Consider the following 19,030-nt stretch of genomic DNA (forward strand, 5'->3'; position numbering starts at 1 on the left):
TTCGGCGGGGGGCGCAAGCCCGAATCTGCGCCCCGATCCCGTTCTACCTAGTGTTTTCACGCATCTGCCGCAACGACAGGTGGCAAAAGGCGTGATCCGGACGGTGGCGCAGGGTTTTTCCTGTTGACGCCCCATAGCTTGGCAGGTATTTCGCCGCCATCCGCTGCCTGTTTCAGGCACGGGGGCGACGAGCTGCAAGGTGCGGCAGCGGACTGTAACTCCGCCGGGGAGACCCACGCCTGGTTCGATTCCAGGGTCGCCCACCATTTCCCCTATTTACGATTGATGCAGCGGCCCTTGGGTCGCTTTTTGCATTTCGGATCACGTTTTCGGGCATGGGTTGACTCTGCGCATAAATGATACCAATTCGTATCATAATAATACGATATCGTATCAAACTTTCATGCGAGACATCATGCCACTTTCACCCAAAGCGGCCGCAGCCGCGGCCACGATCCTATGGGGATTCACCTATATTCTGACGACGACGATGCTGCCACATAACCCGTGGTTCATCGCGGCGGTGCGGGCGCTGGGCGGCGGGCTGCCGCTGCTGCTGTTCGCACGGGCGCTGCCGCCTGCGGGATGGTGGGGCAAGATGATCGTGCTGGGCACGCTGAACAACGGGCTGTTCTTTGGCCTGCTGTTCGTGGCCGCGATCCGCCTGCCCGGCGGGGTTGCCGCGACATTTCAGGCGCTTGGGCCGTTGTTCATGGTGCTGCTGGCGCTGCCGCTGCTGGGGGTGCGGCCCGCAGGCGGCAAGCTGATCGCGGTGGCGGCGGGCGTCGTCGGCGTCGCGATGGTGGTGCTGCAAGGCGGCGCGGCGCTGGATCTGATCGGCGTTCTGGCGGCCCTTGGCGCGGCGCTGTCGGTTGCACTGGGCGGCACGCTTTATAGCAAATGGAAGCCGCCGGTCTCGGTCGTGACCATGGCCGCGTGGCAGATGATCATCGCGGGGATCGAACTGGCGATTATCGCCGCGATCCTTGGGGATATCCCGCCCGCAATCACCGCGACCAATGTGCTGGGTCTGGCCATTCTGGCGCTGGCCATCACCGCCCTGCCCTTTGTGCTGTGGTTCACCGGCATCAAGGGCGTGGGGCCGGCGGCGGTCGCACCGATGCTGCTGCTGACGCCGATCACCGCCTTTGTGCTGGATGCGCTGGTGCGAGGGATTGTGCCATCCGCGGTGCAGACGCTGGGGATTGCGATTGTGATTGGCTCGCTGCTCTATGGTCAGTATGTCGACCGCAACACGGCCAAAGGATAGGACATGACCGAGACCCCCGCCCTGACCGCGCGCGGCCTTGCCCGCCAGCAAGCGCTGATCGCCGCCGCGACCACGCTGTTTCTGGCCAAGGGCTATGCCAGCGTGACGGTGGACGAGGTCGTCGCCATCGCGGGGGGATCGAAAACCAATATCTATCGCCAGTTCGGCGGCAAAGAGGGTCTGTTCGCCGCTGTGGTCGACACGCTCTGCGCCGAGCTGCTGTCGCCGCTGGTCCAGTTGCAGCTCGGCGATACGCCGCGCGCTGCTGGCCTCATGATTTTGGGGCGCACGCTGCTGAGGCAGCTTTTGACGCCGCGCCATATCGCGTTCCAGCGCATGGTGACGGCGGCCTCGGACCAGTTTCCGGCGCTGATGGCCCGCTGGTACGAGGTTGGCCCCCGCCAAAGCCAGCGGATCATTGCGGGCTTTCTGGGGGGCGGCCCCGGCTGTGCGGCGGCAGCCGTGTTGTTCCACGACATGCTGGTGACCGAAGCTGTCAGCCGCGCCATGATGGGCACGCCAATGCCGCCCGATGCGGTCGCGCAGCACCTGCAAAGCGCCGTGGCCCTGCTGCTGCCGGGACTCGCTGAAATCTGCGCGCCGCTGGAATAGCGCGCATATGGGCCGGTTTTCCGACTGAATTCTGTGCAGACCATGTTCCGCTAGGTCAAATTTTTTCTTTTGGTCAATTTTTTCGTGATTTCATCCGCGCGCCGCCATCGCATGGGGGCAGCAACAGTTACGTGGGCAGCGCCCCGTCGGAGGATGAAATGGAAGTCGGTGTCTTTATCCCGATCGGAAACAACGGCTGGCTGATCTCGGAGACAGCGCCGCAGTATAAGCCCAGCTTTGAGCTGAACAAGGCGATCACCCTGAAAGCCGAAAGCTATGGGTTCGATTTCGCCCTGTCGATGATCAAGCTGCGCGGCTTTGGCGGCAAGACCGAGTTCTGGGACTATAATCTGGAAAGCTTTACGCTGATGGCCGGCCTTGCCGCCGTCACCAGCAAGATCAAGCTGTTCGGCACCGCCGCGACGCTGGTGATGCCGCCCGCGATTGTGGCGCGAATGGCGACGACGATCGATTCGATCTCGGGCGGGCGGTTCGGGGTCAATCTAGTAACCGGCTGGCAGCGGCCCGAATACAGCCAAATGGGCCTGTGGCCGGGGGATGATTATTTCGGCGACCGCTATGGCTATCTGACGGAATATACCACGGTTTTGAAAGACTTGCTGACCACTGGCCAGTCGGATTTCAAGGGCGATTTCTTTCAGATGGAGGATTGCCACATGAAGCCCGTGCCGCAGGGCGACGTGAAACTGATCTGCGCCGGCTCCTCGGATAAGGGCCTCGCCTTTTCCGCCCAGCACGCCGATTACAGTTTCTGCTTTGGCGTGGGTGTCAACACGCCCAAGGGCTTTGCGCCCACGAACGAGCGCCTGCTGGCAGCCTCTGCCAAGACCGGCCGCGATCTGAAATCCTTTGTCCTGACAATGGTCATCGCCGAGGAAACTTCTGAGGCCGCCTGGGCCAAATGGGAGCTGTATAAATCCGGCGTCGACGAGGAGGCCATCAAATGGCTGGGCCTGCAAAGCGCGGCGGATACGAAATCGGGCAGCGATACCAATGTGAGGCACATGTCGAACCCGGTCTCGGCGGTGAATATCAATATGGGCACGCTGATCGGCAGCTATGCCGAGGTTGCGGCCATGCTGGACGAGATGGCCGACGTGCCCGGCACCGGCGGCGTCATGCTGACCTTTGACGATTTCCTTGAAGGGATCGAGAAGTTCGGCCAGTTTGTCCAACCCCTGATGAAGTCCCGTCAGCATATCATGGTCGAGGCCGCAGAATGAGCGCCACGGTTGATACCACCGGCGGGCGCGCGGGCCGCAAAGTCACCCTGCCCTCGCGCCCCGAGGCGCTGACAATCAACGCTGACGACACCGCCATCGTTGTCGTCGATATGCAAAACGCCTATTCGACCGAGGGCGGCTATGTCGATATCGCGGGCTTTGACATCTCGGGCGCGCAATCGGTGATCGAGAATATCCGCCTGACGCTTGATGCGGCGCGCGCAGCCAAGGTCACCGTCATCTATTTCCAGAACGGCTGGGATGCGGATTATGTCGAGGCGGGGGGCGAAGGCTCGCCCAATTTCCACAAATCGAATGCGCTTAAACACATGCGCGCCCACCCCGAAACCCAAGGCCAACTGCTGGCCAAGGGCACGTGGGATTACGCCATTGTGGATCAGTTGACGCCCCAACCCGGCGATATCGTCGTCGCCAAAACGCGCTATTCGGGGTTCTTCAACTCGACCATGGACAGCACGCTTCGCGCGCGCGGCATCCGTAATCTGGTCTTTGTCGGCATTGCCACCAATGTCTGCGTCGAAAGCAGCCTGCGCGATGCGTTCCATTTGGAGTATTTCGGCGTCGTGCTGGAGGATGCCACCCATCACCTTGGCCCCAAGGTGATGCAAGAGGCGGCCATCTATAACATCGAGAAGTTCTTTGGCTGGGTGTCCAACACAGCCGATTTTTGCGGTGCGATCAGCCAGATTGCACCAGATCAAGCAGAGGTCTGATCATGCCCAAGGAAATCGTCACCCCCGCAGGCAGCGGCAAGCCGCTCGCCCCCTACTCCCCCGGCACCAAGGCCGATGGGATCGTCTATGTCTCGGGCACTTTGCCCTTTGATAAGGACAATAACGTCGTGCATCTGGGCGATGCCAAGGCGCAGACGCGCCATGTCCTCGAGATCATCAAATCGGTGATCGAGACCGCTGGCGGCACGATGGATGATGTGACGATGAACCATATCTTTGTCACCGACTGGGCGAATTATGCCGCCGTGAACGAGGTTTACGCCACCTATTTTCCGGGTGACAAACCCGCGCGCTATTGCGTGCAGGCGGGGCTGGTCAAGCCCGGCGCACTGGTCGAGATCGCAACCGTCGCCCATATCGGTAAGCCGTGATCTACGATGTGCTGGACGGCCCGGCGCAGGATGCCGAAACCATCATTCTGTCATCCGGTCTTGGCGGGGTGGCGGGCTATTGGGGGCCGCAGCTGGATGCGCTGCGCGCCCGCTATCGCGTCATCACCTATGACCAGCGCGGCTGCGGGCGCACGGGGGGCGATCTGCCCGATGGGCTGACCATAGGCGATATGGCCGATGATCTGCTGGCGGTGCTGGACGCCAGCGGCACGGCGCGCGCGCATATCATGGGTCATGCTTTGGGCGGTTTGATCGGCCTGGATCTGGCGCTGCGCGCATCCGATCGCATCGGGAAACTGGTGCTGATCAATGCCTGGAGCCGCGCTGACCCGCATTCGGGCCGCTGCTTCGACACGCGCCTCGCGCTGCTGGATCATGTCGGGGTCGAGGCGTTTTTGCACGCGCAGCCGCTGTTTTTGTATCCCGCCGCATGGATGGCCGAGAATGCGGAACGACTGGCGGCGGAAGAAGCCCACGGTCTTGCGCATTTCCAAGGCGCGGCAAATATCAAACGCCGCATCCATGCGCTGCGCAGCTTTGACATCGACGCGCGTCTGTCCGACGTCACCGCACCCACATTGGTCATCGCCAGCCGCGATGATCTGCTGGTGCCGTGGCAGCGCAGCGCGCGCCTGTCCGCGGGGATCGCGGGCAGCGCGCTGGTGCTGATGACCGAGGGGGGCCACGCCATGAACGTGACCCAGCCTGCACCGTTTAACCGCGCGGTTTTGGACTTCCTCGCGGCCTAGCGGGTATAGCTGAGGACGAATGTCACCTGCAGCCCCGCATCCGTGATCCCCTCGGGCGGGGCGGGCATACCGCCGATGCGCTGCACGGTGGCCAGCGCATGTTGGTCCAATTCGGCATTCCCAGACGACTGGATCACCTGCGCCGCCTGCAGCGTACCCGCGCGGTCAACGCGGATGCTGAGGCCGACATCGCCGCGCTCGCGCAGGCGATTGTTCGATCCACGGCGCCGCTCGATATGCGTGCGCAGACGCGACTGCCAGCGCGAAATCTCGGACTGGCTGGCCCCCACACCCACGGCGGCCTGTTGCGACACGGCCTGTTCCGCCTGACGCTGGGTTGGCGGCGGCGCCGAGGCGCTGGAGGCGCTTGCGGGCGGCGGCGCGCGGCGCGGCTCTTCGCGCGGCGGCGGTGGTGGCGGGTTGGGACGGCGCGGCGGGCTGGGAACCGCCGCGGCGACTTCCTCGGGGACTTCCTCTAGCACCTCATCGGGGGGCACTTCGACGGGCGCAAGCGCGACGGCCGGATCGGGTACGTCGATCTCGGGCGCGATGTCGATCGGCTCCTCGGGCGGCGGAGGCGGCAGATCCTCGGGGGGCAGTTCCTCGGGGAGGACCTCTTCGGGAGGGAGTTCTTCTGGTGGGAGTTCTTCTGGCGGCAGCTCTTCGGGTTGCACTTCCTCGGGCGGGGTTTCCTCGGGCTGCACCTCCTCGGGGGGTGGCAGCTCTTCGGGGGTAACCTCGGGCTCGGGGTCAGGCTCGGCGGTCTCGTCCACCAGTTCGGGCGCAACCTCGGGGGCGGCTTCGGATGCGGCAGACAGCTCGCCCTCGGCCACATCCAGCGTTTCGGTCATCGGCGAGGCGTCGAATTGCGCAAGCTCGACCGAGACCGGGTTCAGCGACCCGGCCATCGCCTCGCGCGGGGGCAGCAGTTGCGGCACCAGCCAGATACCGCCCAACACAGCCGCGATCACCGTGGCGCTGGCCCCGGCCCAGAGCGAGACCTCGCCCGCCGTCAGGCGCGCGACCTCTTCGGTCATGGGGCGGCGGGCGGCCATCTATTGGGCCTCCGGGGCGGGAATGGCGACAGAATTTGCCGATTCAAGACCCACCAGCGCCACGCGGACATAGCCCGCCGCGCGCAGATTGTTCATCGTCGTCATCACATCGCCATAGGCAACGGCCTGATCGGCGCGCAGGAACACGCGCGCCTCGCGGTCGCCGCCGGTATGTTCGTCAAGCGCAGCGGCCAGACCCTCGGCGGTGACGGGATTGACGCCCACCAGCAGCGACAGGTCATCTTTCAGCGACACGAACAGCGGCGCTTCGGGACGCGGCGCGGGGGTCGCGTTCGACACCGGCAGATCCACGTTCACATCAACCGTCGCAAGCGGTGCCGCCACCATAAAGATGATCAACAGCACCAGCATCACGTCGATAAAGGGCGTCACGTTAATCTCGTGCGCGACGTCCATATCGTCTTCGGAATTTTCCTTGATCCCGCCTGCCATCGATTACCGCCCCTGTCCCATGCTGACTGCGATACGGTCAAGATCGCGGCTGACCAAACGACCAATCGAGGCCGAAACATCGCCCAAAAGCTGGCGGTATCCGGTGATCGCGCGGGCAAAACCGTTATAAATCACCACCGCTGGAATTGCAGCCACAAGGCCCAGCGCCGTCGCCAGCAGCGCCTCGGCGATGCCCGGTGCCACCACGGCCAAGTTGGTGGTCTGCGTCTCGGCAATGCCGATAAAGCTGTTCATGATCCCCCACACCGTGCCGAACAGGCCGACAAACGGCCCGACCGAGCCGATGGTGGCCAGCAGGCCGACACCGCGCCCGATCCGGCGACCGGCGGCAATTTCGATCCGGTTCATGCGCGAGGCGACACGTTCTTTCACGCCCTCGCCGTCCACCTGCCCCAGCACATCTTGCGACGCCGCGATCTCGTCCGAGGCGGCACGCACCAGCAGCGCGGGGGCGCCGCTGCGGCCGGCAAGGGCGGCGCTGGCGTCCGACAGGCTGCGCGATTGTTCCAGCAGGCGCAGTGTGCGGCGGGCGCGGCCACGGGCACCGGTCAGTTGCAGCCATTTCGCAACCAGCACGATCCAAGTCACGATCGCCGCAGCAGCAAGGCCAATCATCACCGATTTCACGACCACATCGGCCTGATTATACATGCCCATGGGCGACATATCATGGCCGCCAAGGCCGGTTTCGATTTGGACGGGCTCGGCTTGTGCAGGCGCGGGTGCCGTCGTCTGGGGCGTCACAGCCTCGGGTGCTGCGGCCTCGGGAACAGGTGCTTCAGGAACAGTGACTTCGGGCACTGCCGCGTCAGGCGCGGGCGCCTCTTGGGCCAGCAGCGCGCCACCCGTAACCGAGGCAAACAGCCCCAAAACCAAAGCCAAAATGAGGCGCATCGCGAAAACCTTGCCGAGAGTCATGACAATCCATCTACCGTCGTTTCTATCAATCGGCTTGCCCCGTTTGCCCCCGAAGGACCAAAACAGAGGCTGGCTGCGCGAGCGATTAAGCCCGTGAACCGTCGCTACGAGATAGGGCACGCGTCGACGAGTATTTTAGTCAGGAATACCTGATATGTTGCCGGGATGACACATCTTTTGCAGGATATTCCGTTAGGTCACCTCATATCTATGTGAAATTTTCCGTGATCGCCCAAGCACGCAATCACTTCGTTCACGAAATCTTAGGCCGATTCCGCAATATTTTGATCCACAGCGGAAGATCGCGTTATATTAACGCAATATCACGCGCAGCGCCGCAGACCGAGAGGCCACTGACCATGTCTATGCTCTTTGACGAAGTCTTTTATCGCAAGCAAACCCGGCTTGGACTGCGCGCGACAGAGGAGCATTTCAACACGGCTGGCGACGCAAAAGGCTTTGATCCTACGCCATATTTTTCGACCTCTTATTACAAGGCGCGTTATCCAGACTGGCAGGCGGGCGGCGCACAAACCGCGATCGAGGATATGGTCAACCGAATGCGCCGCGGCGAGGCACGCCAGCCGCATCCGTTAATAGATCCGGCCTATTACCGCGAGACATATCCTGACCTGCGCAGCTTGAATGCCGATGCCTATTTCCATTTCGTCAAACATGGCGACCATGAACAGCGATCGCCATCGGCAGATTTTGATGCGCATTTCTATGCAAATACGTATCTATTGCCCGAACAGCCCCGCCCATTTCTGCACTATGTGACGATTGGCAAGGCGCTGGGCTATCTGCCGCGCCCGCAAATCCGCAGCTTTGACGAATCACGCGCCGCTAGCGCGGCGAAAACGCAGGGTCTGAAAAAGCCGATTCTGATTCTTGTCCATAGCGCACAGGCGACGGGCGTACCGATTCTGGCGCGCGATCTTGCGCTCTATTTCAAGGCCGAGGGCTGGGACCCGGTTTTCTTTCTGATGCAAGCTGGGCCGCTGCTGCCGTTTTTCGAGCAGATCGGCCCGGTGTTTATCGGGGCCGAAGGATGGGACCCGATCGGCCTGCGCACGGGAATGCCACAGATGGTGCCTGCCTTGATCACCACCGCTGCGGCCGCGCATTTTGGCGCCGATCTGGCCGCGCAGGGCAGCCCATGTGTCATCCTCATCCACGAGATGGCACAGTACATCCACGCGCAGAATTTGATGCCGTCCCTGCAAGATGCACAGCGCGCGGGCGCAACGCTGATCGGATCAATTCCGCGACAGGCTGCCGGTCTAGCCGATGCATTGGGGGCGCTGCCGACAATTCAGCCCGGCATCACGCTACCGCAAACGACAATGCAAAGTTTTCGCGACGCGCAACGACAGTTCGGGGCAGCCCCCATGTTCATCGGCGCGGGCACCGGCGAATATCGAAAAGGTCTGGACCTTTTCATCGACGCCGCGCGCGACATTACGGCAAACCTACCGGACGCGACCTTTGTCTGGCTTGGTCAGCTACAGCAAGCGGGCCGTATCATGGTGCAACAGGCGCAGGATGATGGGATCAAACTGATCACGCCTGGTTTCGTATCCGATTCCCTTGCATGGTATCGTGCGGCAGATGCCTATTTGCTGACATCGCGGCAAGATCCCGGCCCCACAACCGTGATCCAAGCGGCTGCCGTTGGCACCCGTTTTGTCGGCTATGCGGCGGATATCGGATTGATCGGCGTCGCAGACAGCCTCGGCACCTTTATCACGCCCGGCGATCAGGCTGGTTTCGTCCGCGCGGCTTTGGCGCAGGCACAGGCGAACACGCCCGCTTTACGCCGGGCGACGCGGAAAATGGTGGCGCAGCACACGTCCTTTAAAACCTATGGTGCGGCCGTCCTGCAGCGGCTTACATCTCGTCCAGCATCTTCTGCAACTTAAGCCATTTGCGGATCGGCATCGCGGGATTGCCGATCATCTTTGCGCCTGCTGGCACATCGCGCAACACGACAGCGCCGACACCAATCACAGCACCCTCGCCGATGCGAATAGGGCGCTGTGGCGTGCCGTTCATAATCACGGCGCCAGGGGCGATATTCACTTCGGCTCCGATGTCGATATGGCTAAGAACCAGACATTCCGCGCTAAGAACGGCGAAATCACCCACTGTGACATCATGCCCGACCAGCGTCGCCTCGATCAGCGTGCCAATTCCAAAACGCGTATTAGGCCCAATCCGGGTGCGCGGACCACAAATCGTGCCGTGCGAAAAGATCGTGCCTTTGTCCACGCCCTCCATACCGAGTGTCGAAATGTTTCCAATCGTCGCCCCCTCGGCGACAAGGTCGTGAAAAATACGCTTTCGCAGCGGAATCCCGCCCGCCATGATCAGAACAGGCACATCTGGATAAAGCTTTAGTCGTTCATCTCGCGACAGAACGGGCACACCTAAAACGGGGTGCAGGTGACCATTAGAGAGTTCATCGACCATCGCGACAACGCGGACCCGCCCCTGCCAGAGCAGCTCCGCCTCGTTCAGCATCAAAAGCGCATTGCCGCGCGTGCCAAAGACGACGACTTCGTCATATTCCGCAGTCGATTTCATCATAAATCGCCTTTTATGAACCCTGTGGTCACTTGAATGATCTTAGCTTGATCTGCCGTGCTTAACCGACCGTGAAAAGGAAGGCAGATCACTTCACCCGCGCGCGCTGGCGCGATGGGATGCGGTGCTGCGGTGATCACGGGCGCATCCGGAAAAGCAGTGCCCGGCCCGCAAAGCAGCGGAAAGTGATCGCGCGCGAAAACATGCTGCGCGGCCAGCGCGTTGAACAGGCCAGCACGGCGCGCCGGCGGCAGGCGCAGCGCATAATAGGTCAGGTTATCACTGGCCCCGCCCCGCGCAGCTTGAATGGAAACATCGGGAAGAGTGGCAAAAGCGGCGTCATAACGGCAACGCAAATCCCGGCGGGCGGCAATTTCAGCCGGAAGATCGGGCAGCAGCGCCAGACCCATCGCGGCCTGCGCCTCGGATAATTTGCCGTTGATGCCAAAGCCAACGGGTCGCCCTTGGTCCAGACCAAAATTGCGCATTCGGCGCATCGCCGCACCGTTTTCGGGATGGGTGACGATATACCCGCCCTCGCCCGTATGCAGCAGCTTGGTCGCATGCAGCGAAAAAGCCGTTGCATCGCCAAAGTTACCGATCGGCTGCCCCTGCCATGTGACGCCATAGGCATGGGCCGCATCATAGACCAGCCACAGCCTGTGTTGGCGCGCAATATCCGCAAGCGCATCTGTATCGCAGGGCTGGCCCAGCAGATGGACCGGCATGATCGCCGCGGTGCGCGGCGTGATCGCCGCACGCACGGCATCGGGGCAGATGTTCAGGCTGTCGGGCTGGACATCGACAAAAACCGGCTGAAACCCACACCAGCGGATCACCTGCGCTGTTGCGGCAAAGCTGATCGCAGGGGTGATCACCTCGGCCCCGGGGGGAAGGTCTCCCAGTTGCAGCGCCATCATCAGCGCTGTCGTCCCCGAGGCCGCCAACCCAACCGTGCGCCCCGGCAGATCAGCAGCCAGCGCCATTTCCAGACGTTGGTGCAGAACGCCGCCATTTGTCAGCCAAGCGGCGTCAATCGCCTCGGACAACAGCGCAGTGTAGCGCGGCAGATCAGGCAGCATCGGCGCGCCGACGGTAATGATCGCACTAGCAGACATCGAACGCCCCCTGCGCAAGCGCCTCGGCCACGGCGCGGTTATTGCCGAGTTTTTGTTGATAGCGCGGGTAGTAGCGCATGGACGACCCCGCAACCGGCAGCATGTAATAGCCACCGGCGCGACAGACGACGCCCAGCATCCGCTCGACCGCGTGGGCAAGTGTGCCGTCGACTTGGCCCGCTTCGGGCGGGAAATGGCTGGCCTCTAGCGCCAGATCCAAAATCGGTTGCAGCGCGGCCGTGCGCGCCCAGAACATCGATCCTGCCGGAAACTGCAGAGCATCGTTTTCGGGTAACGGTGTCGCCATCCCCATGCGATAGGCCAGTTCCGCACCGATATCGCGATTGAACCCCCAATGCGCCGCATTGAGCACCGAGCGATGTACCACTGGCATGACGATCCCCAGCCTTGGGACACTGTCGAACAGCGAAAGGATGCGGTTTACATCCGCCGGATCACCAAGCAGGCAGTCCAGAATATGCGACAGCCATTCATCCAACATACTGGAATGTAGGGATTTCTTTCCATGCAGATGCAGAACGATATCGTGGTCGGCATAGGCATCACCAAAGCCGTAGAGCTTTGGAAAGATATCGCGACCGCGGTTCGGCAGCACGCGCACCTGCGCCTGTGGCAGGGCACGTTCGATCTGGGCGGCCTTTTCGGCCGTATCCGTCGAGACATACAGGCTAAGGGGCAGCGGAATCTGCGCAAGACGTTTCGCGAAAACCGGGGCAAGCTCTTGGTAATAAAGATGTAAAAAGACGCCGATGGGACGCGCGGGCGCGGGCGCTTCGCGGCGGGGTTGCAGCACAAGGTGACGCTTGCGCGTCTCGGTCACATAATCCTGTGGTTGGTGCGCCCATAGCGGCATATTGCGCAGGCAGCGGGTCAACATCGCATCGCGCTCAAAATCGGCGACACGTAACGGCAGCGGATTCGCAGCGTCGTCGGTCACCTCTTGCAGGCGGCGGGCCCCGGCAGCAATCTGTTCAAGTTGCACGGGATCAGACAGGGTGCGGGCAAAGCGCTGCACCTGACGCAGGTCAGCCATCAAGGGATGAATGACCCCGCCATATACTTCGGCAGGCGGGGCGGGCTGAGACATATTGCCTATTTGACCGGCAATCGCGGTGATTTCGCGCGCTGCGGACAGCATGCCTTGGGACTGGGTTTCCCCCCCAACGCCGGGCGACGACAGATCCAGCGCCCGCGCCGGGGCGCGGCGAACGGCACAGGGCGGCACATTGTTTTCGGCCAAAAGCCTGCGGGCGACCTGTACGAATTGCTCGGCCCGCCTGTCAAAACTATAGCCCGCCTGCACGCGTGCATGCATGTCCAGCCGCGCAGCAGGGGTTATGGGGGGGCTGGTCAGCAGCGTGTTCAGATGCAGCACCATCTCGATCCGCCCGCGCGCCTGGAATAATTCTGGCAGATCGGGCACCTCGTACCCCGGGATCAGATCCGAGACGACATGTGCGCCAGCCGACAGCGCATCATAGCTGCGGTTACTCATGATGCCGTAGCCGGCCATATAGGGAGCGTGGCTGTTCAGTACGACGCGCGCACGGGCATAAAGCGCGGCGAGTTCGTGATAATTCACGCGCGTGCCCTGAATATAGCGGTCAGGCACAATCCCTTCCCAACCCATACCCCAGATTTTGACGTCAAAACCGGATTGCACCGCCTCGACGACCAGCGGCCGTTCGGCGCGGGGGGCGTAGCTGCCAACAAAGATGATCGGCAGATCAGCGGCGCCATCCTCGCGTTTTGATGGATGAAAATGGCTCGGCTCGGTCGCCTGCATGAGAGGCGTGGTCGGGATACCGAAGCTGGTAAAATAATCTGTCATCAGCTGCGCGCCGGTGAAGATATGCTGATAACGACGCAGCATGCCCGCCGTTGCCAAATTCGGCGGGGTGATCATCCACAAAATGTTCGGCACATCGGGTAACGGCTCTTCGAGATAGGGGCCGACGATGCGCAGCACCACATCGCGCCCCGGCGTGACATCGGGCACTTCGCCGCGAAACAGCAGCGCTGCGCCGCAACCGGGGATGCGCCCGATCGCCCGTACAAGCCCCTCGGCAAATTGCGTATCACCCCAGCTGCGGCCATTTCCGCGCAGAGCGTTCACACTGATATGAATGAATAAATTATCGTCGAACACGCCAGCGTCACTTTAAACCTGACTTAGCATAGCGTCTGGCGTGTCCGCGCCAAAGGAAATCTGCGTCCTTGGTTAACTTTTTAGCTCATCTTCCGCCGGGCCGACCGGCCTCGTCTCGCCGCGACCAACAGACCCACCCCGATCAGCACCGCACCGATCAGATGAAAGCTTTCGAACCGCTCGCCCAGGAAAATCACCGCCAGCGCGCTGCCAAAAACCGGCAGCAGATGGATGAACAGCCCGGCGCGGCCCGCGCCCAGCAATTCGACCCCGCGATTAAAACACAGGTAGGACAGAAAGCTGGGAAAGATCACCAAATAGGCCAGTGCGGCGACCATTTGCGGCGTCAGGCGCATCACCTGTCCGCTGGCATGCTCAGTGAGATAGGGCGGCAAAAGCGCCAGCGCACCAACGATAAAGAGCGCCACCAGAAAGCTGAGCGGGTGCATCGCGGGCTTTTTGCGCAGCAGTGCGGAATAGAACGTATAGGCCACGACAGCCGCCAGCACCCACAGATCGCCGGTGTTGAAACCAAGGCTGGTCAGCGTTTCCAGATGCCCGCGCGCCGCGATAAAGATCACCCCGCCCAGCGACAGCACAACCCCGATGATCTGCTGTGGCAGCGGGCGTTCCCGGTAGAGCACGAAACAGGCTAGCAAGATCAGCAGCGGCATCGCCGATTGCATCAACAGCGCGTTGATCGAAGCTGTCTCGCGCAGGCCCAGATAGACAAAAGTGTTAAAGCAACTGATCCCCAACACGCCCAGCACAACGATGATCAGCCAGTGCCGACGCACCAGCGCGAGTTCGTGTTTCACATCGACGCGCCCGCGCGCCACCAGCACCACCGGAATGATCGCCAGCGCCCAGCGCCAAAACGCCATGGCAACGGGCGGTGCCTCGGTCAGGATGGCGCGACCGACGACAAAATTCCCTGCCCAGAACAGGCTGGCCAGTGTCAGCAGGATTTGCGGGCTATTCCACAGGCGCGTCAGCATCTTACGCCCCCAACGCGCGGCGCATCATCTGCACGAATGCGGCGCGGTCGGCGCGGCGGATCACGCGGGCATTGGCGGGGGTGGCGCTGCCCAGTTCGGGGTCGGCAACCTCTTGCGCGGGCAGACGCGGCGAGGAGACGCTGCTATAGCCGCGCGTCAGGCGACCTTGGGTTTCGACATCGACGACGCAGTCACCGGATTCCAGAATCAGGCTCTCGTCCAGCATGATGGCGCAGGTCAGCGCATCGGGATGCAGCGAATCGCCGACGCCATAACGCGCCATGCTGAAATCGACGCTGGCTTGGTTCACTTGCGTGAAAAAGCGCGACAGTGGCGTATCGAGGGCGGCGATATCCGCCAGTTCGGCCGCCAAAATCCCCGAATCCTGCACCGAAAGCGTCCATGTGGACAATGTGCAGGCAAAGCCCGCATTCATCACGATCTGCGCGGCCTCGGGGTCGACGTAGAAATTGAACTCGGCGGCGGGGGTGACATTTCCTAGGGAATTATCGGTGCCACCCATGATCCACAGATGCTTTACAGCGCCCGCAAAGCGCGGCTCTTGCACCACGGCGGCGGCGATATTCGTCAGCGGCGCTTGGGCAAGGATGGTGATCTCGCCGGGGTTGGACATGACGATGTCGATCAGCGCTTGCACCGCGTGGCTGGCCTCGGGGCGTTGGTGGGCGCGCGGGTAATGCGCGTCGCTCATCCCGTCCTCGCCAAAGACATATTCGGCGTCGATCGGCTTGCGCATCATGGGGCGGCGGCAGCCGGGATAGACCGGCACCTTGCCGCCCTTGCCTGCGACCTCCAGCGTATAAAGCGCGTTTTCGACCTGCTGGTCGAAGTCGATGTTACCGCCGCAAATAGTGACCGCCTCGACCGTCACACCCGGCTGGTGCAGCGCCAGCAGCATGGAAAAGCAGTCATCGCCTGCGGTATCGGTGTCAATAATCAGACGCATGGCCTGCCCTTTCATCATCGCTTTATCCGGACCTAGCACGAAGCGCTGAACGGAACAGCGGGAAAACCGCGCTGCGAATCTGCCCATATCGCGGCCATTTGGCGCGGGGATTGGCGCATCGGCGTATTTTTGCCGCCACGGAATTGAGCAGTTGGACAAATTGTGACGCAAGATCGCGCAAAACTGCGACATGACATGGCGGAAATACGCATCGTATTTGATCGGTAATCGGAACGCCGCCTAGCGTGAAGGCAGGGCGAGGCCTCGTCCCAATAACGCACCACAAAGTCCATCCATCATTAGCGCATAGCCCAGCCGGGCGATGCCGCCAACATTTGCCGCCAAAGTTGGCTGGCCAGCGTCTGCTTGCCTTTTGCGCAGCCGCTGCTGCCACCCCTTGGCCGCAACAGGGAGCAACTTTTTATGAAGCGACTTGCCACTCTATCCACTTTGTCTGCGCTGGCGGTTGTCGCCAGTGCCGGCGCTGCGCTGGCGCAAGATGCCTGCCCGATCCGCGTCGGCGTGCTGCATTCGCTGTCCGGCTCGATGGCGATTTCCGAAACCACGCTGAAAGATGCGATGCTGATGCTGGTCGCGCAGCAAAACGCGGCGGGCGGGCTGCTGGGCTGCGAGATTGAAACCGTCGTTGTCGACCCTGCCTCGGACTGGCCGCTGTTTGCCGAACAGGCGCGTGATCTGCTGACCGTGAATGAGGTGGATGTGATCTTTGGCGCCTGGACATCCGTCTCGCGCAAGGCCGTGCTGCCGGTACTCGAGGAACTGAACGGGCTGATGTTCTATCCGGTGCAATATGAGGGCGAGGAATCCTCGCGCAACGTGTTCTACACCGGCGCGGCACCAAACCAGCAAGCCATTCCTGCCGTTGACTATTTCCTGGAAGAGCTGGGTGTGACCAGCTTTGCCCTTCTGGGCACTGACTATGTCTATCCGCGCACCACGAACAACATCCTCGAGGCCTATCTGATCGACAAGGGAATCGCGCCTGAGAATATCTTTGTGAACTACACCCCCTTTAGCCATTCCGACTGGGCGACCATCGTGTCCGACGTCGTGGCTTTGGGCGCGGGCGGCGGTCAGGTGGGCGTGATCTCGACCATCAACGGCGATGCGAATATCGGCTTTTACACCGAACTGGCCGCACAGGGTGTCTCGGCGGATGATATTCCGGTCGTTGCCTTTTCGGTCGGTGAGGAGGAGCTGTCGGGCCTTGATACCGCTGGCCTCGTTGGCCATCTGGCCGCCTGGAACTATTTCATGTCCGCCGACACGCCTGAAAACGCGGCCTTTATCGAGGCGTGGCATGAATTCATCGGCAGCGATACCCGCGTGACCAATGACCCGATGGAGGCGCATTACATCGGCTTTAACATGTGGGTGAATGCGGTCGAACAGGTCGGCACCACCGATGTCGATGCCGTCATCGACGCGCTGCCGGGCCAGACCTTTCCGAACCTGACGGGCGGGATCGCTGAAATGTTGCCCAACCACCACCTGACCAAGCCTGTGCTGATCGGCGAGATCCGTGCCGATGGCCAGTTCGATATCATCAGCCAGACCGAGCCGGTGCCGGGCGATGCCTGGACCGACTTCCTGCCCGAATCGGCCATTCTGGAAGCCGACTGGGTCGATCTGAAGTGCGGTATGTATAACACCCAGACCCAGACCTGCGTGCAGCTGACCTCGAACTACTGATCCTTTGGCTGGCCCCTACGCGGGGCCAGCCTTTTGCCCGTCAGGTATAGGCCGTCATGATCCGCGTTTTGCTTATTGCCCTCGCCCTGTGTTTCAGTTTTGGCGCGCCCAAATTGGTGGCCGCCCAGACGCTGCAGGATGCGCTGCAGGTTGATCCGGGCGCGATCGCGCAGCCCTCGCGCCGCACGGTGGGCGAGACGCTGGATCGCCTGTTGGCCACCGAAGACCCCGCCCTGCCGCTGCTGTTGGAGCGTTGGCAGGGGCGTGCGCTGTATCAGCGCGCCGCAGACGGGCTGTTCTTTTATGCCGAGCAAACCGCTGACGGCTTTAACCTGTTTGATATCACGACGCTGGAGGCCGCTGGCACCGCCGCCCCGCGCGAGGTTGCAGCCTTGATCCCAAACGCCGGTGTGCGCGGAGTGATCGCATCGGCGTTGATCGAATTCCAACTGACCGACCCCGATCCCGCCCGCCGCGCAAGCGCGGTCGCCGCCATCGCCCGCGACCCCAGCGCCGATTATCTAGAGCCACTGCGCGAGACATTGGCCGAGGAGGATGACCCCGGCCTTTACGCCCGCAAAGAACGCGTGTTGCAGATGCTGATCGCGCGGTTCGATACTGATATCGACGCGCGCGTGGCGGCGATTAGCGCGCTGGGCACAGATGTCTCGACCGAGACGCGCGCCCTGTTGAACCAGTTGCTGCGCAGCACGACGGCCGTGGGTGCGACTGTGCCAGAGGGCGTGAATATCGCCGCAGTGCTAGAGCCGGGCAGCCGCGCACTATCGCGTGATGCCGCCTATGGGATGCTGATCAGCGCGGGCCTTGCCCCCGCGCCCGTCACGCCTGCGCAGATCCGCGAGGCTTTGATCGCCAATATCGACGGCGGTTTTGTCGGCGGGATGCCGGTGGCGCAGATGAATACCGATGCCGCGCGCACCAGCGCCTATGATGCGCTGGCCGCCAGTGGCACCGTCGCCCCGCGCGTGACGCCTGCCGATATGGATGCCGCGTTGGCCGCGCATTCCTTTTGGTCGCAATATGAGACGTCGAATGTGCAGATCACCGATGCCGCGGCGGCCGCGCTGGCCAGTGCGACGACGCGTGTCGGGCTGTTTCAGGTCGCGGATATCAGTTTGGATGCGCTGTCGCTGGCCTCGATTTACTTCCTCGCCGCCATTGGCCTTGCCATCACTTTTGGCGTCATGGGCGTCATCAATATGGCGCATGGCGAGTTCATTATGATGGGCGCTTACACCGCCTATGTCGTGCAGCTCTTTATTCCCGATTACACCGTCGCGCTGATCGTGGCGCTGCCTGCCGCGTTTTTGGTCGCGGCCATTGCGGGCATCGCGCTCGAGCGGTTGGTGATCCGCCATCTGGCCAATCGCCCGCTGGAAACGCTGCTGGCGACATTCGGCATTTCCATCGCACTGCAACAACTGACCAAAATCATCTTTGGCACCCAAGCGCGTCCGGTGACCGCGCCTTCGTGGCTGAGTGGCGCGTGGATTTACAATGACGTGCTGGGGATCTCATGGATTCGCATCGCGATTTTCGTGCTGGCGCTGGTGTTTTTGGCGCTGCTGCTGGTCATCCTGAACCGCACCCGGTTGGGGCTGGAAATCCGCGCCGTGACGCAAAACCCCGGCATGGCGGCCAGTATGGGGATCAACCCAGACCGGGTGAAAATGCTGACCTTTGGCCTTGGATCAGGCATCGCGGGGATCGCGGGGGTCGGCATCGGCCTTTATGCGCAGGTCACGTCCGAGATGGGATCGAACTACATCGTGCAAAGCTTTATGGCCGTGGTCGTCGGCGGCGTCGGCAATGTCTGGGGCACGCTGGCGGGTGCCACGTTGATCGGTGTCATGCAAAAGGGGATCGAATGGTTCAACCCCTCGAATACCCTCGCCGCGCAGACCTATATGATCCTGTTTATCATCATCTTTATCCAGTTCCGTCCGCGCGGCATCGTCGCGCTGAAGGGCCGCGCGGCGGGAGTCTGA

General features: G+C 61.9%; 17 protein-coding genes and 1 tRNA gene. 10 read left to right on the plus strand and 8 right to left on the minus strand.

What is annotated here, in order from left to right; genetic code table 11:
- Positions 1–182: 182 nt before the first annotated feature.
- The 7 genes from KVU_RS09815 (at position 183) to rutD (ending at position 5,022) form a co-directional block, all read left to right on the plus strand.
- A tRNA-Tyr gene (locus KVU_RS09815) sits at positions 183–266 on the plus strand.
- A 149-nt stretch (positions 267–415) separates the two neighbouring features.
- Complete coding sequence (locus tag KVU_RS09820) at positions 416–1,270, plus strand: DMT family transporter (RefSeq protein WP_013385077.1); 855 nt, start codon at positions 416–418, stop codon at positions 1,268–1,270.
- 3 nt (positions 1,271–1,273) lie between these two features.
- The gene (locus KVU_RS09825; protein WP_013385078.1) at positions 1,274–1,882 is read left to right on the plus strand and encodes a TetR/AcrR family transcriptional regulator; all 609 of its coding nucleotides are present in this window, start codon (positions 1,274–1,276) and stop codon (positions 1,880–1,882) included.
- 158 nt (positions 1,883–2,040) lie between these two features.
- Positions 2,041–3,126 (plus strand): pyrimidine utilization protein A, encoded by a 1,086-nt coding sequence (rutA, locus tag KVU_RS09830; protein ID WP_014537958.1) that lies wholly within the window; start codon positions 2,041–2,043, stop codon positions 3,124–3,126.
- Positions 3,123–3,860: a pyrimidine utilization protein B gene (gene rutB, locus KVU_RS09835; RefSeq protein WP_013385079.1), complete on the plus strand. Its 738-nt coding sequence runs from the start codon at positions 3,123–3,125 to the stop codon at positions 3,858–3,860. The genes rutA and rutB overlap by 4 nt, the downstream gene beginning before the upstream one ends.
- Before the next feature lie 2 nt (positions 3,861–3,862).
- A complete protein-coding gene (gene rutC / locus KVU_RS09840; protein WP_013385080.1) occupies positions 3,863–4,252 on the plus strand; it encodes a pyrimidine utilization protein C in 390 nt (129 codons plus the stop codon).
- Positions 4,249–5,022 carry a pyrimidine utilization protein D gene (gene rutD / locus KVU_RS09845; RefSeq protein WP_014537959.1) on the plus strand — a complete coding sequence of 258 codons (774 nt, stop codon included), beginning with the start codon at positions 4,249–4,251 and terminating at the stop codon, positions 5,020–5,022. Before rutC ends, rutD begins: the two co-directional genes overlap by 4 nt.
- On the opposite strand, the gene KVU_RS09850 is transcribed toward rutD, so the two are convergent.
- Genes KVU_RS09850 through exbB form a run of 3 tightly spaced genes read right to left on the minus strand, consistent with a single transcriptional unit; the run spans position 5,019 to position 7,469 of the window.
- Complete coding sequence (locus KVU_RS09850) at positions 5,019–6,077, minus strand: energy transducer TonB family protein (RefSeq protein ID WP_014537960.1); 1,059 nt, start codon at positions 6,075–6,077, stop codon at positions 5,019–5,021. The genes rutD and KVU_RS09850 overlap by 4 nt on opposite strands.
- A complete protein-coding gene (exbD, locus tag KVU_RS09855) occupies positions 6,078–6,530 on the minus strand; it encodes a TonB system transport protein ExbD (protein ID WP_013385082.1) in 453 nt (150 codons plus the stop codon). It abuts the gene before it with no gap.
- 3 nt (positions 6,531–6,533) lie between these two features.
- Positions 6,534–7,469 (minus strand): tonB-system energizer ExbB, encoded by a 936-nt coding sequence (gene exbB / locus KVU_RS09860; RefSeq protein ID WP_013385083.1) that lies wholly within the window; start codon positions 7,467–7,469, stop codon positions 6,534–6,536.
- Between the two features lie 359 nt (positions 7,470–7,828).
- On the opposite strand from exbB, the gene KVU_RS09865 reads away from it, so the two are divergent.
- On the plus strand, positions 7,829–9,391 hold the full coding sequence (locus KVU_RS09865) for a glycosyltransferase (protein WP_014537961.1): 1,563 nt from the start codon (positions 7,829–7,831) through the stop codon (positions 9,389–9,391).
- Here KVU_RS09865 and KVU_RS09870 read toward each other — a convergent pair.
- The 5 genes from KVU_RS09870 to KVU_RS09890 form a co-directional block, all read right to left on the minus strand.
- Positions 9,360–10,058, minus strand: coding sequence for an LbetaH domain-containing protein (locus KVU_RS09870; RefSeq protein ID WP_013385085.1), 699 nt, complete (start codon positions 10,056–10,058; stop codon positions 9,360–9,362). The genes KVU_RS09865 and KVU_RS09870 overlap by 32 nt on opposite strands.
- Positions 10,055–11,173 (minus strand): DegT/DnrJ/EryC1/StrS family aminotransferase, encoded by a 1,119-nt coding sequence (locus tag KVU_RS09875; protein ID WP_014537962.1) that lies wholly within the window; start codon positions 11,171–11,173, stop codon positions 10,055–10,057. The genes KVU_RS09870 and KVU_RS09875 overlap by 4 nt, the downstream gene beginning before the upstream one ends.
- A complete protein-coding gene (locus KVU_RS09880; protein ID WP_013385087.1) occupies positions 11,163–13,343 on the minus strand; it encodes a rhamnan synthesis F family protein in 2,181 nt (726 codons plus the stop codon). Before KVU_RS09880 ends, KVU_RS09875 begins: the two co-directional genes overlap by 11 nt.
- Before the next feature lie 80 nt (positions 13,344–13,423).
- On the minus strand, positions 13,424–14,341 hold the full coding sequence (locus KVU_RS09885) for a DMT family transporter (protein ID WP_013385088.1): 918 nt from the start codon (positions 14,339–14,341) through the stop codon (positions 13,424–13,426).
- Between the two features lies 1 nt (position 14,342).
- Entirely contained in the window at positions 14,343–15,308 is a 966-nt protein-coding gene (locus tag KVU_RS09890; protein WP_193365315.1) for a nucleoside hydrolase, read from the minus strand.
- 423 nt (positions 15,309–15,731) lie between these two features.
- Here KVU_RS09890 and urtA point away from each other — a divergent pair, with 423 nt between their 5' ends.
- Both urtA and urtB read left to right on the plus strand, forming a co-directional pair.
- Positions 15,732–17,021 carry an urea ABC transporter substrate-binding protein gene (gene urtA, locus KVU_RS09895; protein ID WP_013385090.1) on the plus strand — a complete coding sequence of 430 codons (1,290 nt, stop codon included), beginning with the start codon at positions 15,732–15,734 and terminating at the stop codon, positions 17,019–17,021.
- A 56-nt stretch (positions 17,022–17,077) separates the two neighbouring features.
- Positions 17,078–19,030 (plus strand): urea ABC transporter permease subunit UrtB, encoded by a 1,953-nt coding sequence (gene urtB / locus KVU_RS09900; protein ID WP_013385091.1) that lies wholly within the window; start codon positions 17,078–17,080, stop codon positions 19,028–19,030.

This window comes from Ketogulonicigenium vulgare WSH-001 (assembly GCF_000223375.1).
GTDB classification, from domain to species: domain Bacteria; phylum Pseudomonadota; class Alphaproteobacteria; order Rhodobacterales; family Rhodobacteraceae; genus Ketogulonicigenium; species Ketogulonicigenium vulgare.

What these genes read in the sequence shown, in the direction of transcription:
- KVU_RS09820 (WP_013385077.1), top strand. Translation starts at nt 416, where the DNA reads ATGCCACTTTCACCCAAAGCGGCCGCAGCCGCGGCCACGATCCTATGG.
- KVU_RS09825 (WP_013385078.1), top strand. Translation starts at nt 1,274, where the DNA reads ATGACCGAGACCCCCGCCCTGACCGCGCGCGGCCTTGCCCGCCAGCAA.
- rutA (WP_014537958.1), top strand. Translation starts at nt 2,041, where the DNA reads ATGGAAGTCGGTGTCTTTATCCCGATCGGAAACAACGGCTGGCTGATC.
- rutB (WP_013385079.1), top strand. Translation starts at nt 3,123, where the DNA reads ATGAGCGCCACGGTTGATACCACCGGCGGGCGCGCGGGCCGCAAAGTC.
- rutC (WP_013385080.1), top strand. Translation starts at nt 3,863, where the DNA reads ATGCCCAAGGAAATCGTCACCCCCGCAGGCAGCGGCAAGCCGCTCGCC.
- KVU_RS09850 (WP_014537960.1), bottom strand. Translation starts at nt 6,077, where the DNA reads ATGGCCGCCCGCCGCCCCATGACCGAAGAGGTCGCGCGCCTGACGGCG.
- exbD (WP_013385082.1), bottom strand. Translation starts at nt 6,530, where the DNA reads ATGGCAGGCGGGATCAAGGAAAATTCCGAAGACGATATGGACGTCGCG.
- exbB (WP_013385083.1), bottom strand. Translation starts at nt 7,469, where the DNA reads ATGACTCTCGGCAAGGTTTTCGCGATGCGCCTCATTTTGGCTTTGGTT.
- KVU_RS09865 (WP_014537961.1), top strand. Translation starts at nt 7,829, where the DNA reads ATGTCTATGCTCTTTGACGAAGTCTTTTATCGCAAGCAAACCCGGCTT.
- KVU_RS09870 (WP_013385085.1), bottom strand. Translation starts at nt 10,058, where the DNA reads ATGATGAAATCGACTGCGGAATATGACGAAGTCGTCGTCTTTGGCACG.
- KVU_RS09875 (WP_014537962.1), bottom strand. Translation starts at nt 11,173, where the DNA reads ATGTCTGCTAGTGCGATCATTACCGTCGGCGCGCCGATGCTGCCTGAT.
- KVU_RS09885 (WP_013385088.1), bottom strand. Translation starts at nt 14,341, where the DNA reads ATGCTGACGCGCCTGTGGAATAGCCCGCAAATCCTGCTGACACTGGCC.
- KVU_RS09890 (WP_193365315.1), bottom strand. Translation starts at nt 15,308, where the DNA reads ATGCGTCTGATTATTGACACCGATACCGCAGGCGATGACTGCTTTTCC.
- urtA (WP_013385090.1), top strand. Translation starts at nt 15,732, where the DNA reads ATGAAGCGACTTGCCACTCTATCCACTTTGTCTGCGCTGGCGGTTGTC.
- urtB (WP_013385091.1), top strand. Translation starts at nt 17,078, where the DNA reads ATGATCCGCGTTTTGCTTATTGCCCTCGCCCTGTGTTTCAGTTTTGGC.